15 protein-coding genes are annotated in these 15,435 nt (G+C 70.4%); 10 read left to right on the top strand and 5 right to left on the bottom strand.

Translation table 11 applies throughout. The features are described 5' to 3' along the window. Positions 1 to 2 precede the first annotated feature (2 nt). Both miaA and mutL read right to left on the bottom strand, forming a co-directional pair. Positions 3 to 977, bottom strand: coding sequence for a tRNA (adenosine(37)-N6)-dimethylallyltransferase MiaA (miaA, locus tag HWY45_RS29465; RefSeq protein ID WP_059882601.1), 975 nt, complete (start codon positions 975 to 977; stop codon positions 3 to 5). After that, positions 974 to 2,968, bottom strand: coding sequence for a DNA mismatch repair endonuclease MutL (mutL, locus tag HWY45_RS29460; protein ID WP_059882603.1), 1,995 nt, complete (start codon positions 2,966 to 2,968; stop codon positions 974 to 976). The genes miaA and mutL overlap by 4 nt, the downstream gene beginning before the upstream one ends. Positions 2,969 to 3,145: 177 nt before the next feature. On the opposite strand from mutL, the gene HWY45_RS29455 reads away from it, so the two are divergent. After that, on the top strand, positions 3,146 to 3,829 hold the full coding sequence (locus HWY45_RS29455) for a DedA family protein (RefSeq protein ID WP_059802513.1): 684 nt from the start codon (positions 3,146 to 3,148) through the stop codon (positions 3,827 to 3,829). A 91-nt stretch (positions 3,830 to 3,920) separates the two neighbouring features. Here the strand turns inward: HWY45_RS29455 and HWY45_RS29450 are convergent, their stop codons facing one another. Continuing rightward, complete coding sequence (locus tag HWY45_RS29450; protein WP_059565259.1) at positions 3,921 to 4,700, bottom strand: mechanosensitive ion channel family protein; 780 nt, start codon at positions 4,698 to 4,700, stop codon at positions 3,921 to 3,923. 231 nt (positions 4,701 to 4,931) lie between these two features. On the opposite strand from HWY45_RS29450, the gene HWY45_RS29445 reads away from it, so the two are divergent. Then, positions 4,932 to 6,548, top strand: a complete 1,617-nt coding sequence (locus HWY45_RS29445; RefSeq protein ID WP_059882605.1) for an alkaline phosphatase D family protein — start codon at positions 4,932 to 4,934, stop codon at positions 6,546 to 6,548. Positions 6,549 to 6,569: 21 nt separating this feature from the next. On the opposite strand, the gene HWY45_RS29440 is transcribed toward HWY45_RS29445, so the two are convergent. Then, entirely contained in the window at positions 6,570 to 7,406 is an 837-nt protein-coding gene (locus tag HWY45_RS29440) for a class II glutamine amidotransferase (RefSeq protein WP_059882607.1), read from the bottom strand. Between the two features lie 128 nt (positions 7,407 to 7,534). Continuing rightward, a complete protein-coding gene (locus HWY45_RS29435) occupies positions 7,535 to 7,864 on the bottom strand; it encodes a carboxymuconolactone decarboxylase family protein (protein ID WP_059802507.1) in 330 nt (109 codons plus the stop codon). Positions 7,865 to 7,990: 126 nt separating this feature from the next. Between HWY45_RS29435 and HWY45_RS29430 the strand changes: the two genes are divergently transcribed. The 8 genes from HWY45_RS29430 to HWY45_RS29395 all read left to right on the top strand — a co-directional run bounded on the left by HWY45_RS29430 (position 7,991) and on the right by HWY45_RS29395 (position 15,389). Then, positions 7,991 to 8,932, top strand: a complete 942-nt coding sequence (locus HWY45_RS29430; protein WP_059802505.1) for an AraC family transcriptional regulator — start codon at positions 7,991 to 7,993, stop codon at positions 8,930 to 8,932. A 144-nt stretch (positions 8,933 to 9,076) separates the two neighbouring features. Further along, positions 9,077 to 9,511 (top strand): inner membrane protein YiaA, encoded by a 435-nt coding sequence (gene yiaA, locus HWY45_RS29425; protein WP_059802503.1) that lies wholly within the window; start codon positions 9,077 to 9,079, stop codon positions 9,509 to 9,511. Positions 9,512 to 9,779: 268 nt separating this feature from the next. Continuing rightward, complete coding sequence (locus HWY45_RS29420; RefSeq protein ID WP_059882609.1) at positions 9,780 to 10,835, top strand: glycosyltransferase family 2 protein; 1,056 nt, start codon at positions 9,780 to 9,782, stop codon at positions 10,833 to 10,835. Between the two features lie 67 nt (positions 10,836 to 10,902). Then, on the top strand, positions 10,903 to 11,913 hold the full coding sequence (locus tag HWY45_RS29415) for a hypothetical protein (RefSeq protein WP_059882611.1): 1,011 nt from the start codon (positions 10,903 to 10,905) through the stop codon (positions 11,911 to 11,913). Next, positions 11,847 to 12,686, top strand: a complete 840-nt coding sequence (locus HWY45_RS29410; protein ID WP_175038351.1) for a hypothetical protein — start codon at positions 11,847 to 11,849, stop codon at positions 12,684 to 12,686. The genes HWY45_RS29415 and HWY45_RS29410 overlap by 67 nt, the downstream gene beginning before the upstream one ends. Further along, the gene (locus HWY45_RS29405; RefSeq protein WP_059882680.1) at positions 12,683 to 13,831 is read left to right on the top strand and encodes a glycosyltransferase family protein; all 1,149 of its coding nucleotides are present in this window, start codon (positions 12,683 to 12,685) and stop codon (positions 13,829 to 13,831) included. Before HWY45_RS29410 ends, HWY45_RS29405 begins: the two co-directional genes overlap by 4 nt. Beyond that, complete coding sequence (locus HWY45_RS29400) at positions 13,828 to 14,448, top strand: phosphatase PAP2 family protein (protein WP_059882614.1); 621 nt, start codon at positions 13,828 to 13,830, stop codon at positions 14,446 to 14,448. The genes HWY45_RS29405 and HWY45_RS29400 overlap by 4 nt, the downstream gene beginning before the upstream one ends. Continuing rightward, entirely contained in the window at positions 14,445 to 15,389 is a 945-nt protein-coding gene (locus HWY45_RS29395) for a fatty acid desaturase family protein (protein WP_059882616.1), read from the top strand. The genes HWY45_RS29400 and HWY45_RS29395 overlap by 4 nt, the downstream gene beginning before the upstream one ends. The last annotated feature ends 46 nt before the right edge of the window (positions 15,390 to 15,435 follow it).

Genomic DNA, 15,435 nt, shown 5'->3' with positions numbered 1-15,435 from the left:
CGTCAGACCGGCGCGCGGCCGTCGATCACGCGTTCGAGCGCGTCCACCGCGCGCACGGCCGCATCGGCCGCGACGCAGTCGACGACGATCCGCTCCGGCATCGCGCGCAGCCACGTGATCTGCCGCTTGCAGAGCTGCCGTGTCGCGAAGATGCCCTTGTCGCGCATCGTCCGATAGTCGGTGATGCCGTCGAGGAATTCCCACGCCTGCCGGTAGCCGACGCAGCGCATCGACGGCAGCCCGGGATGCAGATCGTCGCGGCGGCGCAGCCGCTCGACCTCGTCGATGAAGCCCGCGTCGAGCATCGCGTCGAAACGCTGCGCGATGCGCGCATGCAGCACCGCGCGGTCGGACGGCTCGAGCGCGACCGGCACGAACCGGTAGCGGGCGGCCGCATCGTCGGCGCTGCGCGGCGCGGCGAGCAGCGCCGACATCGGCTGGCCGCTCAGCATGAACACCTCGAGCGCGCGCTGGATCCGCTGCGAATCGTTCGGCGCGAGGCGCGCGGCCGTCTCCGGGTCGACCTGCGCGAGCCGTGCGTGGAGCGCCGGCCAGCCGTCGCGCGCGGCGTCGGCGTCGAGTTCGGCGCGCACGGCCGGATCGGCGGTCGGCAGGTCGTTGAGCCCCTGCGTCAGCGCCTTGTAGTAGAGCATCGTGCCGCCCGCGAGCAGCGGCATGCGGCCGCGCGCGGCGATCTCGCCGATCAGGCGCAGCGCGTCGGCGCGGAATTCGGCGGCCGAATACGCGTCGGCCGGGTCGATGATGTCGATCAGGTGATGCGGCACGGCCGCGCGCTCGTCACGGCTCGGCTTCGCGGTGCCGATGTCCATGTCGCGGTAGACGAGCGCCGAATCGACGCTGACGATCTCGATCGGGCGGCGCGCCGCGAGCGCCAGCGCCGCGGCCGTCTTGCCGGACGCGGTGGGGCCGAGCAGGCAGGCGATCGTCGCCGGGGCGGAAGACGGCGACACGCTCATTGGCCGCGCATGAACAGGCGGTCGAGATCGCCGAGCGTGAGCTGGTACCACGTCGGCCGGCCGTGATTGCACTGGTCCGCGCGTTCGGTCGCTTCCATCTGGCGCAGCAGCGCGTTCATCTCGTCGAGCGTGAGGCGCCGGTTCGCGCGCACCGCGTGATGGCACGCGAGCGTGCCGAGCAGTTCGTGCTGGCGCTCGGTCAGCACGCGCGAGCCGCCGAACGCGTGCAGGTCGGCGAGCACCGCGCGGGCGAGCGACTGCAGGTCGGCGTCCTTCAGTAGCGCCGGCACCGCGCGGATCGCGAGCGTGGTCGGCGACAGCACCGCGAGGTCGAAGCCGAGCGATTCGAGCGTCTCGCGTTCCTCCTCGACGGTGCCGATCTCCACCGGCGTGGCGGTCATCGACACCGGCAGCAGCAGCGCCTGCACCGCGATCGCGCGGTCGGCGAGCGCGCCCTTGAACTGTTCGTACAGGATCCGCTCGTGCGCCGCGTGCATGTCGACGATCACGAGCCCGTGCGCGTTCTGCGCGAGCACGTAGATGCCGTGGATCTGGCCGAGCGCGAAGCCGAGCGGCTGGTCGTCGTGCGCGGTGTCAGCCAGCGACGGCGCGGCGGCGAAGCCCGCCAGCGGCGACGCCGGCGGCTCCGCCGCGTCGGCGGCGAGCGTCGTGCCGGCCGGCGTGCCCGCGCCGCTGTCCTTGCGGCCGAACAGCGCGTCGTAGAGCGCAAGCGGCTGCGCGACCGGCAGCGTGCCCTGCGTCATCCGCGCCTGGCGCAGCCACGTGTTGCCTTGCGACGGCGTGTGCGTGGCGCCGGTGCCTGCACCGCCACCCACGGCAGCCTGGCCCAGCGGCGTGTTCAGGAACGATGCGGGGCCCGGCGCGGGTGCGGGCACGGGGGCGATATGCGCGGCGTGGCCGCCCGCGGTGGTTTCTGGCGATGCGCCCGCATGGCGGGCCAGCGAACGCTGCACCGCATGGAACACGAACTGGTGGATCGAGCGCGAATCGCGGAATCGCACCTCGATCTTCGACGGGTGCACGTTCACGTCGACCGCCTCGGGCGGCAGGTCGAGGAACAGCACATAGGACGGATAGCGGTCGCCGTGCAGCACGTCCTCGTACGCGGCGCGCACCGCGTGCGTGAGCAGCTTGTCGCGCACGAAGCGGCCGTTCACGAAGAAATACTGCTGGTCGGCGCGGCCGCGGCTCGCGGTCGGCAGCCCGGCGCAGCCGTACACGGCCAGCGGCCCGGCCTGCTCGTCGAGCGGCAGGTGCGCGGTCGCGAAGCCGTCGCCGAGGATCTTCGCGACGCGCTGCGCGGGCTCGGTCGCGTTCCAGTGCTCGACGGCCTTGCCGTTGTGCAGCACCGAAATCGCGACGTCCGGCCGCGCGAGCGCCGCGCGGCGGATCATTTCCAGGCAATGCCCGAACTCGGTCTGCTCGCTCTTCAGGAACTTGCGGCGCGCGGGCGTGTTGAAGTACAGCTCGCGCACTTCGATCGTCGTGCCGACCGCGCCGGCGGCGGGCGCGAGCACGCCGGTCTGCGCGTCGATGCGCGTCGCGTGGGCGGAATCCGCGGTGCGGCTCGTGATGAACATCTCGGCGACCGACGCGATCGACGCGAGCGCTTCGCCGCGGAACCCGAGCGTCGCGACCGCCTCGAGCTCCTCGAGCGAGCGGATCTTGCTGGTCGCGTGGCGCATCAGCGCGAGCGGCAGCTCGCCCGGCGGGATGCCGCAGCCGTCGTCGGTGATCGAGATGCGCTTGACGCCGCCTTCCTCGAGCACGATGCGCAGCGTGCTCGCGCCGGCGTCGAGCGCGTTTTCCAGCAGCTCCTTGACGACCGACGCCGGGCGCTCGACCACCTCGCCCGCGGCGATCTGGCTGATCAGCTGGTCGGGCAGGGGCTGGATCGCGCGCAGCGGGCGCGGCGCGTGTGGATCAGGGGCGGGCGCGGCGCCCGCGGCCGTTTCGGTGAATTCGGACATGGCCGAATTATAGCGAGGCCGCCGGCGCGCGCCGGACTCGCGATCGGTTACGTTTTTTCACGGAGCCTTAAGGCAGTTTCGGTATGATGACTGCGTCCTGGCGCACCGCCTCTTTCGGCCGTGCGTTTTCGCCCTTTATGCCGTCACCGGCCCGTTTGCCCCTGAAGGAACCCGCATTTGGATACGCTGCTCCATTTCGTCAATCTCGTCCTGCACATCGACGCATTCCTCGGCGATTTCATCCGGCAGTACGGCGCCTGGGTGTATCTGGTGCTGTTCCTGATCGTGTTCTGCGAAACGGGCCTCGTCGTGTTTCCGTTCCTGCCGGGGGATTCGCTGCTGTTCATCGGCGGCGCGTTCGCGGCGACCGGCGAAATGAACGTCGGCGCGCTGATCGTGCTGCTGCTCGTCGCGGCGATCACCGGCAACACCGTCAACTACATGATCGGCCGCTGGATCGGCCCGAAGGTCTTCAATACGCACATCCCGGTGCTCGAGCGCTTCCTCGACCGCGCGGCGCTGCAGAAGACCCACTCGTTCTACGACAAGCACGGCGGCAAGACGATCGTGCTCGCGCGCTTCATCCCGGTCGTGCGGACCTTCGCGCCGTTCGTCGCGGGCGCGTCGTCGATGAGCGTCGCGCGTTTCCAGCTCTTCAACGTGCTCGGCGCGCTGATCTGGGTGCTGCTGCTGGTGCTGCTCGGCTACTTCTTCGGCAACATCCCGTTCGTCCGCCAGTACCTGAACGTGATCGTGCTGGCCGGGATCGGTGCCGCGATCGTGCCGGTCGCGCTCGGCGCGGTGTGGAAGCTCGTGCGCGGCCGCCGCTCGGACGACGCGCGCAAGACCAGCGGGCATTGAAGCGCGCCGGCCAGCCGGCGACGCGATGCAAAAAAAAGCGTGGCAATGTGAATTGCCACGCTTTTTTTGCGTCCGCGCGGTGCGCCGCGCGTCAGGTCGTGCGATGCAGGAACGGGGTTTCGGGCGTCGGGTATTGCGCGTCGCGGAACGTGTCGAGGATCGCGTGGTTGGTGTCGCAGTACACCTGCCAGTAGTTCGCCGGCTGCGTGGACGGCCGCACGAACAGCAGCGGGCCTTCCGGCGTGAACTGCAGCACGCCGACGTCCGGCGCCGGGCTCGTCAGCACGTTCGGGATCTTCTGCACCGCTGCCTTCAGGCGGTTGATCGCGTCGGCCGCATCGACGCCGTTCGCGATCTTCGCGGTCAGGTCGACGCGGCGGTACGGCGTCGCGCTGTAGTTCGCGATGTTGTCCGAGAAGATCTTGTTGTTGCCGACGATCGTCACGATGTTGTCCGCGGTGATGATCGTCGTGCCGAACAGCCCGAGCTCCTTCACCGTGCCGGTGACGCCGCCCGCGCTGATCACGTCGCCGATCTTGAACGGCCGCAGCACCTGCATGAACACGCCGGCCGCGAAGTGCGCGAGCAGGCCGCCCCAGGCCGTGCCGATCGCGAGGCCGAGGCCGGCGAGCAGCGCGGCGAACGACGTGGTCTGCACGCCGAAGACCTGCAGGATCGCGAGGATCAGCAGGATCGTCAGCAGCACCCCGACGACCGAGGTCAGGTAGTCGGCCAGCGTCGGGTCGACCTTGCCGCTGCGCTGCACGACCTTGCCGAGCAGCCGCGTGCCGATGCGGATCGCCCAGCGGCCGACGAACCACAGGGCGATGGCAGCGACGAGGTTGAGGCCGAAATCCAGGCCGCGGGTCATCAGGAATTGCTGGGTGGTGGCGAGGTCCAGGGTCAAGGTCGGTTCTCCATGAAGCGTTGAACGGGATGGCCATGCCGGCAGGCGGAGCATGCCGGACGGACAGGCGTCGGACTTTTATAGCCGACGGGCCGCGGCATGGCAACCGGTCGACGGCGGTGAAATGAAAGTTACATGTTCGCGCATTACGATCCGGAGGAAAACGTTTCCAATCGACCTTTGCAGGAGTCCTCCATGCCGGATCGCATCGCCCCCTCCCGTCGTCTGCTGCTCAAGCGCCTCGTTTCGGGCGGCGGCGCGGCGCTCCTCGGCGCATCGGGAATCGCCGACGTGCTCGCGCAGCGCGCGGCGCCCGCGATCGTCACGTCGGACCGGTTGCGTCCGCAACTGCCGGGCGGCGTGATGAGCGGCGACGTGACCGACACGCGCGCGATCGTCTGGAGCCGCACCGACCGGCCCGCGCGGATGATCGTCGATTACGCGACCGACGAAAGCTTCAGGCGCTTCGAGCGGCGCATCGGCCCCGCGGCGATCGACGCGACCGGGCTGAGCGCGCGCGTCGATCTCGCCGGCCTGCCGTCCGGCGCGGACGTGTTCTACCGCGTGCGCTTCCAGGATCTCGCGAACGACAAGGTGTTCAGCGAGCCCGTGACCGGCCGCCTGCGCACGCCGTCCGCGCGCGCCGACCGGCCGGTGTGCTTCGTGTTCTCCGGCGACGAAGCGGGGCAGGGCTGGGGCATCAACGAGCGTTTCGGCGGCTACCGGATCTACGAGGCGATGCGGCGCGAAGCGCCGGACTTCTTCATCCACTCGGGCGACCAGATCTATGCGGACGGCCCGATCCAGGCCGAAGTGAAGCTGCCCGACGGCACGCTGTGGACCAATCTCGTCACCGAGGCGAAGTCGCACGTCGCGCAAACGCTCGACGACTATCGCGGCGCGTTCGCGTACAACCAGCTCGACCGCAACAAGCGCCGCTTCATGGCCGAGGTGCCGTTCCTCGTGCAGTGGGACGACCACGAGGTGCGCAACAACTGGTATCCGGGCCAGCAGATCGGGCCCGAGGAGGCGCGCTACCAGACGCGCAGCGCGTCGCTGCTGTCCGCCTATGCACGGCAGGCGATGTTCGAATACAACCCGTTCCGGATCAACCGGCAGGATCCCGAACAGATCTATCGCAGCTTCGCGTTCGGGCCGCTGCTCGACGTGTTCATGCTCGACGAGCGCAGCTACCGCGGGCGCAATTCGCCGAACCGGCAGGCGCGGCTCGATGCCGATTCGGCATTCCTCGGCGCGCAGCAGAGCGCGTGGCTGAAGGCGTCGCTGAAGCGCTCGCGCGCGACGTGGAAGGTGATCGCGAGCGACATGCCGATCTCGCTCGTCGTGCCGGACCTCAATCCGGACGTGCCGAAGGGCACCTACGAGGCGTGGGCGAACGGCGACGACGGCGCGCCGTCCGGCCGCGAGCTCGAGCTGGCCGACATCCTGTCGTTCATCAAGCGCGAGAACATCGAGAACGTCGTCTGGGTGACGGCGGACGTGCACTACGCGCAGGCCGCGCACTACCATCCGTCGCGCGCGAAGTTCACCGATTTCAAGCCGTTCTGGGAATTCGTCGGCGGCCCGATCAACGCGGGCACGTTCGGCCCGAACGACACCGACATGACGTTCGGCCCGGCGCTGCGCTACGTGAGCGTGCCGAAGGACAACCCGCAGAACCGGTCGCCGGCCGCGGGCCAGCAGTATTACGGGCGCGCGAAGATCGACCCGGCGAGCCGCGCGATGACGGTGTCGCTGCACGACCTCGACGGCAAGTCGCTGTTCGAGGTGAAGCTCGACCCCGAAGCGTAGGCGGTCGACGCGGCGCCGCGCTCACGCGTGACGCCGCGGCTCGAACGGCCGCTGCTCGACGTCGGCGCCGTGCACGACGATCGCCGTGCTTTCCGGAATCTCCTCCCACGCGCCGCGCAGGTCGACGAGCGGTTCGGACAGCACCATGAACGCGTCGTCGCCGGCCTCGGCGATGCGCGGGTTGTGCGGGTACAACGCGTGCAGGTGCCGGAACGACGTGCTGTGGAACAGCGAGCGCGACTGCCGCTCGCTCGAGTAGCGCACCGCGATGATCCGCTCGCCGTCGGTCGCGCACACCGTCATGTTGATCGGCAGCGCGACGCCGTGCCGCGCGGCGACGTCCTCGACCGTGCCGGCCATCCGCTCGAGCGCCGGCAACGGCGCCTGCTCGAGGCCGAAGGTCAGCGCGAGACGGAACATCAGCTCCGAATCGGTCGAGCCTTCGATCGTCGGGAACAGCGCCGGATCGATCTTCAGCGTGAGGTCGCGGCGCAGCTGGTGCAGGCCGCGGATCAGCCCGTTGTGCGCGAACAGCCAGCGGCCGTGCCGGAACGGGTGGCAGTTGGTTTCCTGCACCGGCGTGTCGGTCGCCGCGCGAATATGCGCGATGAACATGCGCGAGCGGATCGCGCGCGCGGCTTCGCGCAGGTTGCGGTCGTTCCAGGCGGGATGCACCGAGCGGTAGCGGAACGGCAGTTCGTCGGGATGGCCGTACCAGCCGATGCCGAAACCGTCGCCGTTGGTGGTCGTGGCACCCAGCTCCGAATGCAGGCTCTGGTCGATCAGCGAATGCTTTGCGCGGAACAGGACGGTCTCGAGGTGGATCGGATTCCCCGTATAGGCGAGCCAGCGGCACATGGGACGCTCCTTCTCGGTGGATCGTTCGCGCATGGTAGCCGAGTTCGCCGCCCGGGCGGCGCGGCGCAGAAGGGGGGCGGGGCGAGCGCCCCGGCGCGCCGGCCGGGGCGGGGCGGCGGTCGCGCGCGTTACTCGCCCATCGCATCCATCACGCGCGCCGAATAGACGAGCGCCGCGCCTGCGTTCAGCGCGATCGCCACGCCGAGCGCCTCGGCGACTTCCTCCCGGGTCGCGCCATGCTTGGCCGCCTCGGCCGTGTGCACGGCGATACAGCCGTCGCAGCGCGTCGTGACCGCCACCGCGAGCGCGATCAGCTCGCGCGTCTTCGCGTCGAGATGGCCGGTCTTGGCGCCGGCGTCGGCCAGCGCCTTGTAGCCGGCCAGCGTGCCGGGCGACAACTTCGCGAGATCGCCGATGCGCGTCGAGAGTTCATTGCGATATTCGTTCCAGTTCAGCATGGCTCATCCTTTCACGGGTAAGGGACGGCGGCGGGTGCCGCGGTCGCGGGAGATGCACGGCTATTCTGAGCGCCTGTGGTGATGGTTTCGATGCGTTAAAGTGTCAATTTTTAGCGCAAGCGTCTCATGGATGCGTTGAGCCAATTGCTTCTGCTGGGCCGCAGCCACGTCGAGCTGGACGTGCGCTGCCTGCTCGACGGCCCGTTCGCGATGGCGCACGACGCGCTGCCGCCCCGCGAGGCCGCGTTTCACCTGCTGCTGGCGGGCCGCTGCCGGCTGCGCGGGCCGGGCGGGCGCACGCTGCAGCTCGCCGAGGGCGATTTCGTGCTGTTGCCGACCGGCGACGCGCACGTGATCGACGACGCGGTGGCCGCCCACGCCGCGACGGCACGGCCGCTGCACGACCTGCCGTCGTCCGGCGGCGCGGTGCTGCCGGTCAAATCCAATACCGACGCACCCGGCGACGCGAGCGTCGACCTGCTCTGCGGCCGCTTCGTCTACGAGCGGGGCGCGGGCGAGCTGCTGATGCGCGCGCTGCCGGGCGTGCTGCACGTCGGGCTGCGCGAGGCGTCGGGGCTCGCGCCGCTGCAGATGCTGACGAGCGTGCTGCGCGCCGAGGCGTCGAACCTGCAGCCGGGCGCCCGCGCGATCGTGAACGCGCTGGGCCAGGCGCTGCTCGCGTATGCGCTGCGCGCGTACGGCCGCGACACGCAGGTGCCGTCCGGCTGGCTCGCGCTCGCCGCCGACGCGCGGCTCGGGCCGTCGATCCAGGCGGTCATGCAGGCGCCCGCGCAGCCGTGGACGGTCGCGTCGCTCGGCGACGTGTCGGCGATGTCGCGCGCGACCTACGCGCGGCACTTCCGCGCGAAGGCGGGCATGAGCGTCGGCGCGTTCGTCACGCGGATCAGGATGATGCACGCGTGCGCGCTGCTGCAGGACACGCGGCGCGGGCAGGCGGAGATCGGCCAGGCGGTCGGCTACCAGTCCGAGGCGGCGTTCGGCAAGGCGTTTCGCGAGGTGTTCGGCACGACGCCGGGGCGCTGGCGGCGCGCGCATCGCGGCACGTGAGCCGATGAGCGGGGGCCCGGGGAGAACGGGCCGGCCGGCGGGAATGCTGCGTGCCGCGGCGCGTCGGCGCTGCCGTGCGGTCCGGCAAAGCTGCTAACATGCTCGCGCAGTATTCCAAACAACAAGAAAGAAGAGGGCAATTCGATGAACCAGACCAATCTCCAGCAACCGTCGTTCGCTTTCGTCGCGGCATCGTGGGCCGCGCTGCTCGCGGGCTTCGCCGCGTTCCTGATCGGGCTCTGGAATGCCGGCATGCAGCTCAATGAAAAGGGCTACTACTTCACCGTGCTGGCATTCGGCCTGTATGCGGCGATCTCGCTGCAAAAGAGCGTGCGCGATCGCTCCGAAGGCATCCCGGTGACGGGCATCTACTACGGCCTGAGCTGGATCGCGTTGCTGCTCGCGATCGCGCTGCTCGTCGTCGGCCTGTTCAACGCGACGCTGCAGCTCAGCGAAAAGGGCTTCTACGCGATGTCGTTCGTGCTCGCGCTGTTCGGCGCGGTGGCCGTGCAGAAGAACACGCGCGACCTGCAGGGCGCGAAGCCGCGGCTGGCCGACACCGATCCGGCGCAGGAGTGAGCACCGGCGCGGGCCGGCGGTTCCGTCCGTCCGCCCGCGCACCGAGCGCCGCAGCGCGCCCGCATTCGCGGTGCGCGTCCGCCATTTTTCCGTCGTCATCCTGAATTCGCGCGGTTGCGCGGCGCATGCAGACGCGCATGCGTCGTCGGCCGTCGGTTCGACGTGCCTGCCGTGCCCGGCAGACGCCGCATGACATTGTGCAACGATATTTCGATGCACAAGCTGCACTCGGCATGACGACGGCGCCATCGAAGAGGAAACGTTTCGGATGTCGAACACCCCCCCACTCGCGAACGATCGCACCCGTTCCGTCGCGGCGCGCACCGCGCTGATCCTGGAAACGAACAACCTGCGCGGCGGCCACGGGATGACGCAGGCCGTCGACAGCCTGAAGCGCCTGGTATCCGAACTGTCGCGGCAGACGCTGCGGCCGGCGGCGCTGGCGCAGTGGATCGTCACGCACGACGGACTGCCGGCCGACGCGTGCGCGCAGATCGCCGCGCTCGCGGGCCGCGAGATCGACTTCGTCGAGATCGACGGCAACACCGGCTACTACGACGCGAAGAACGTCGGATTCGATCGCGTCGACCCCGCGTGCTGCGACTACGTCGTGTTCGGCGATGCGGACTGCCGGCCGGCGGCGGACTGGCTCGCGCAGCTGCTGGCGCCGTTCGCGCGTGCCGCGCACGACGCGCCGGCGGCGGTGGCCGGGCGCACCAGCTATGCGCCGACCGTGCTGGGCGTCGCCATGACGTCGATCGATTTCATGTACTTCCCGAGCCCGCTGCGCGATGGCGCGACGCGCAACTTCTATGCGAACAACGTCGCGTTCCGGCGCGAGGTGTTCGCGCGCCATCGGTACGAGCCGCTCGACGGCGTCTATCGCGCGCACTGCCAGGTCATGGGGCTGCGGATGCAGGCGGCGGGCGTGCCGATCGAGTATGCGCCGACGGCGCACACCGAACATCGCTTTCCGGACACGCGCCGCGAAACGCTGAAGCTGCGCTGGATGCGCGGCGAGGACAGCGTGGGGCTCACGCCGTACCTCGTGAACGCGTACCTGCCGCGCCGCTGGCAATGGCTCGGCCGCAGCGGCCCGCTCGGCCCGTTCTGCGTGATGGCGATGCGGCTCGGCTACAGCCTGGGCGCGCTCAATCGCCAGCAGTTGCCGCCGCTCGGGGCCGTGCGCTACCTGGCGGCCGTCGCCGTGACGATCGGCGTGTCCGTGGTGGATACGCTCGGCGCGCTCGCGCGCGGCGCCGGGCTGTCCCGGCGCGCTTCCGCGCGGCGCGACCTCGATGCGCTCTCGTACCACCGTCATTGACCTGGCGCGGCACGCCACGCCGCTTCACGGTGCCTGCATACAACCCGGAATTTCTCGTCATACGCCCATGCCTACCTTTGCCAGCCGCCTTGCCTGCCTCGCCGTCGTTGCCGCCGCCACCAGCGCGCATGCCGCCGCGGTCGAACACGCGGGACGCGGCGTGTTTCATTTCGCGTCGGAGAGCGGCTGCCCGTTCGCCGGCAATGCCGCCACCGACTGCAACCGCATCGCGCTCGACGCGCGGGACGTTCGCGCGAACGTCGACACGCGCAACCACGCGATCGTGTTCGCGAGCGACCCGAACCACCATGCGAGCGAGGTGCTCGGCGACGTGCTGCTGCAGGGCAGCGGCGTCGATGCGGACGGGCAGCGCGTGCCGTTGAGCGTGCACGTGCTGCTGCGCCGCTCGGGCGTCAAATGGAATCGCGACGTCTACGTGCATGCACCCGTGCGCGGCAAGTTCGCCGATGTCCGGATCGATCCGTACCGCATCCGCGTGCGCGAAGGCGACGCCGAGCGCGATCTCCTGACGCCGGAGGACACCCGCGCGCTGTTCGAGCGCCCGTCGTTCGCGGCGCGCGTGGCCCGGTACTTCGTCAACGTGCGCGCGACCGATCCGAAGCGCGCATCCGGCGACGACATCACGATCGCGCTCGGCGTCGGCAGCCTGTCGAAATCGGTGGCGCGCGCGAGCTTCACGTCGAGCGAGCCGGGCCACGCGGAGATCGAACGCGCGCTGGCCGCCGGCACGTGGGCAATCCGGTTCGACGCGCTGAGCGATCACATTCCGGTGTGGGTCGCGCAGCGCGAGCTGTTCCTGTTCGGGCTCGACCAGAGTCCGCTCGTCGACGCGATGCGCACGCGCGGCTTCAGGAGGCACGACCGGATCGAACTGGGGGCGCGCAACGGCAGCGGGTATCTGCGCGTGAACGGCCGCGAGGAGGCATTCGCCGGTGCGGCGGCGGCGGGGCGTGCGTTCCTGCAGGAAAGCTTCATCGGTCTCATTCTCGCGTGGCATCGCGCGGCGGCGCCCGCCGCGCCGCGCGACGCCGGGGCTGCCCGCGGGGAGCCCGCATGACGACGGCCGGTACGCGACGCACCGCTTCCGGGCAGGGGCAAGGCGGCCGCGCGGATGGGTTCGGCTGCCTCGACGCGCCGGCGCCGCGCGGCTTCGCGCGCATGCAGGCGTATCTCGTCGACCGCATCAAGCGTGCGGCGCTGCGCCGGCTTCACCGTAGCGGGCACGGCGAGCGCTGGATGCTGCGCATGTACCTGATCGGCGAGGAGGCGACGGAATGCGCGCTGCACGACGAATGGACGGGCGACGCGCCGGACTGGATCGCGCAGCGGATCGAGCGGCATCTCGCCGACGAGCGCCGCCACGCCGCCGCGTTCGTCGATGCGCTGCAGGCGCGTGGCGTTCAGGTGGACGGTCCGGGCCGGCCCGACTGGCTGAGCCGCCGCAAGATCGCGCGGTGGCGGCGGATCGCCCGTCGCCACGCGCCGCACTTCGCGCACGGGCTGCTCGTGCCGGCCTATGCGACGGGCCTGTGCGCCGAGCAAATGGCGATGCGCGTGCTCGCGCGCCATTGCGGCGCGATCGGCGCCCGGCATCCGATGTATCCGCTGCTGTCGCGGGTGCTGACCGACGAGGTGCGCCATGTCCGGCTCTGCACCGAGACGCTGCGCCGTCTCGTCGCACCGTCCGAAGCGGTGCGGCTCGCCGCGCTGCTCGACGAGATCCGGGCGGTCGACGCAGGCTTCGGCGTGACCGGCGCGCTGGCGATGTACGCCGCCGGATGGTTCCACGCGCTGCGTCCGGGCGCCCGACCGCCCGCGTCGGCCGCATGACGCCGCGCATCGTCTATCTCGCCACCGCGGATGCGCGCGGGCATCTGATGCGCGCGCAACTGCTGGTCCGCGCGCTGCGCGACGCCGGCGCCCGCGTCGACGTGCTGACGACGTCCGATGCCGGCCGGCAGTTCCTCGCGGCGTTCGGCATCGACGCTCCCGTGCTGTCGCGTCACTACGCGGTGCAGTTCGATACGCGGCAGAACATGCTGCGCGGCGACACGAACCGCAACGTCGCGCATTACGTGTTCCGGCCGACGCGCATGGTGTGCGATATCGCGCGCCTGCGTGTCGCAGTCCGTCACGCGGATCTCGTCGTCAACGATTCGTTTCATCCGGCGCTGCTGTTCATGGGCATGCTGCCGCGCTGGCGGCGCAAGGTCGTGCACGTGTATGGCGGCAGCCTCCGGCGTGCATTGACCGCCAACTTCGAAGGGCGGCTGCCGGGCATCGTCGCGCGGGCGTTCGGCCGCATCGTCGACCGGCAGATCGACGCGGCGCGTTGCTGCATCGAGCACGATTTCGCATACGACGTCGCGGAGTGCGCGCGAACCGCGCACTACCGGTTGCCGACGCCCGTGCCGGTTGCCGGCGAGCAGCCCGCATCGGACGCGCGCATTGCCGCCGTCTACCTGAACCCGCATTTCCGCGACGTGTCGATGGCCGGCGCGCTGTGCGCGGGCATCGGCGACGCCGGGCTGGCCGCGCATCGGGTCGGCGAGGGCTATGCCGCGTGCGACGGATGGCGCGGCGTCGATCCCGACTGGGTCACGCGCGCCGCGCACGCGCAGCTGATCGTGTCCGCGCCGGGAATGGCGGCGCTGTCGATCGCGCGCGTGTATCAGCGGCCGATCCTGCTGGTGCTGACCGACCAGCCCGAACAGGCGGCCAACGCCGCGCGGGCGGCGCAACTGGGCCTTGAACATCGCATCGTGACGTGGCGGGGCGACGCCGCCGAATTCCGGCGGCAGGTCGGGCAGGCGGCGGACGCGCTGATGCGCAGCCCGGGCGCGCGCGTTCCGGCCGGCGCCGGACGCGAGCGCGCACGTGCGCGGATCGACGCGTGGACGACATGTCTCCTCGGCCTCTGTCCGAACGCGACGGCGCCGGCACGACGATCCGACGCAGAGGTGCTGACGCCGTGAAGCTTCCCTTGCCGCTTTTCCTGCGTCGGCTCGACATAAGGCAGGCGTCGGCCGCGTCGCTGGGCATGCTCGCGGGGCTGGCGATCTTCTTTGCGCTGGAGCGCGGCGTGACGCCGCGATATACGCTGGTCACGCCGGCCGATGCGTGGATTCCGTTCGTTGCGCTGTCATGGTTCGTGTACGTGGGATTCTTTCCGTTCGTGATCGTCCTCGCGGCCGGCGCGCCGCCTCATGCATTCGCGGCGTTCAAGCGGGCCGTGCTGGCCGCGTTCGTCGTGAGCGTCGCGTGCTTCCTGCTGTTTCCGGAAGCGGTGCCGCGCCCGGACGTGACGACGATCGACAACGCGTTCGTGCGGCACCGGCTCGCGCGCATGTGGCAGCTCGACCTGGCCGCGAACGGTTTTCCGAGCCTGCATGTGGCGGTCACGTGCCTCGCGTGCCGGATGCTCGCGCCGGCGCGTCGTCGGCTGGCCGTCGTCGCGATCGGCCTGCTGATCTGCGTATCGACGCTCACGCTCAAGCAGCACACGCTGGCCGACGTGCTGGGCGGCGCGCTGCTGGCGGCCGCGAGCGCGGCATGGGCCGAACGGCGCGCGCTGCGCAGGGAGCCGGCATGACCCGGCACAACCCGTTCGCCGGGGACAATGCCGAACTCGGCCGGTTTGCGCCCGACGCGGCGCTGTTTCGGCTGCGGCCGTGGCGGGCGGTCGCCGCGCTGGCGGGGGACTGGATGCTGATCGCGCTGTCGTTCGCGGCCGCCGCGCACATGCCGCATCCGCTCGTGTACGCGCTCGCGGCCGTCGTGATCGCGCGCAGCCAGCTCGCGCTCGGCGTGATGATGCACGAGGGCGCGCACGGGCTGCTCGCGCCGCGCCGCCGGATCAACGATGCGCTCGGGCAGGCGCTGGCCGCCGGCCCGCTGTGGCTGTCGTTGCGGACGTATCGCAGCGGCCACCTCGAGCATCACCGCGCGCCGATGCATCGCGACGACCCGGTCGCCGCAGTGTTCGGCATCCACGATTACCCGCTCGTGCGCCGTGCGCTGATCGCGCGGCTGCTCGCCTACGCGTGCGGCATCGGCTATGTCGCGAGCGTCGCGAAGCTGGTGCGCGGCGAGTTCCGGCATGTGCTGCCGAAGGTCGCCAAGTCGCGTGGATACGTCGTGTGGGAGATCGCGTCGATGCTCGCGAGCAACGCGCTGCTGTTCGGCGTGCTCGCGCATGCCGGGCATCCGCTGCTGTACGTCGGGTTGTGGATCGTGCCGTCGGTCACGCTGCTGCCGCTGGCCGGGCATGTCCGCGCGATTTTCGAACACGCGGGGCTGCCGGCGGGCGCGGATCAGAGCCGCAACGCGCGCACGATCGTCCGGCGCTCATGGCAGACCTTCCTGTTCGGTCCGCATGCGGTTCACTTCCACATCGAACACCATCTGTTCATGCGCGTGCCGTTCTACCACCTGCCGAGCGTGCATCGGCAACTCGCGCAGCGACGGTTGCTTCCGGCCAACCGGCTCTATGCGGGATATGGGCGGGTGTTGTGCGACGTCAGCATCCGGTGACGGGCGAAGCGGCAGCGGCAAGGTGCGATGCGCGCGGATGCGAGGC

Source organism: Burkholderia stagnalis (assembly GCF_902830275.1).
In the GTDB taxonomy this organism is placed as follows: domain Bacteria; phylum Pseudomonadota; class Gammaproteobacteria; order Burkholderiales; family Burkholderiaceae; genus Burkholderia; species Burkholderia stagnalis.
This window is presented reverse-complemented; position numbering and strand designations above follow the sequence as displayed.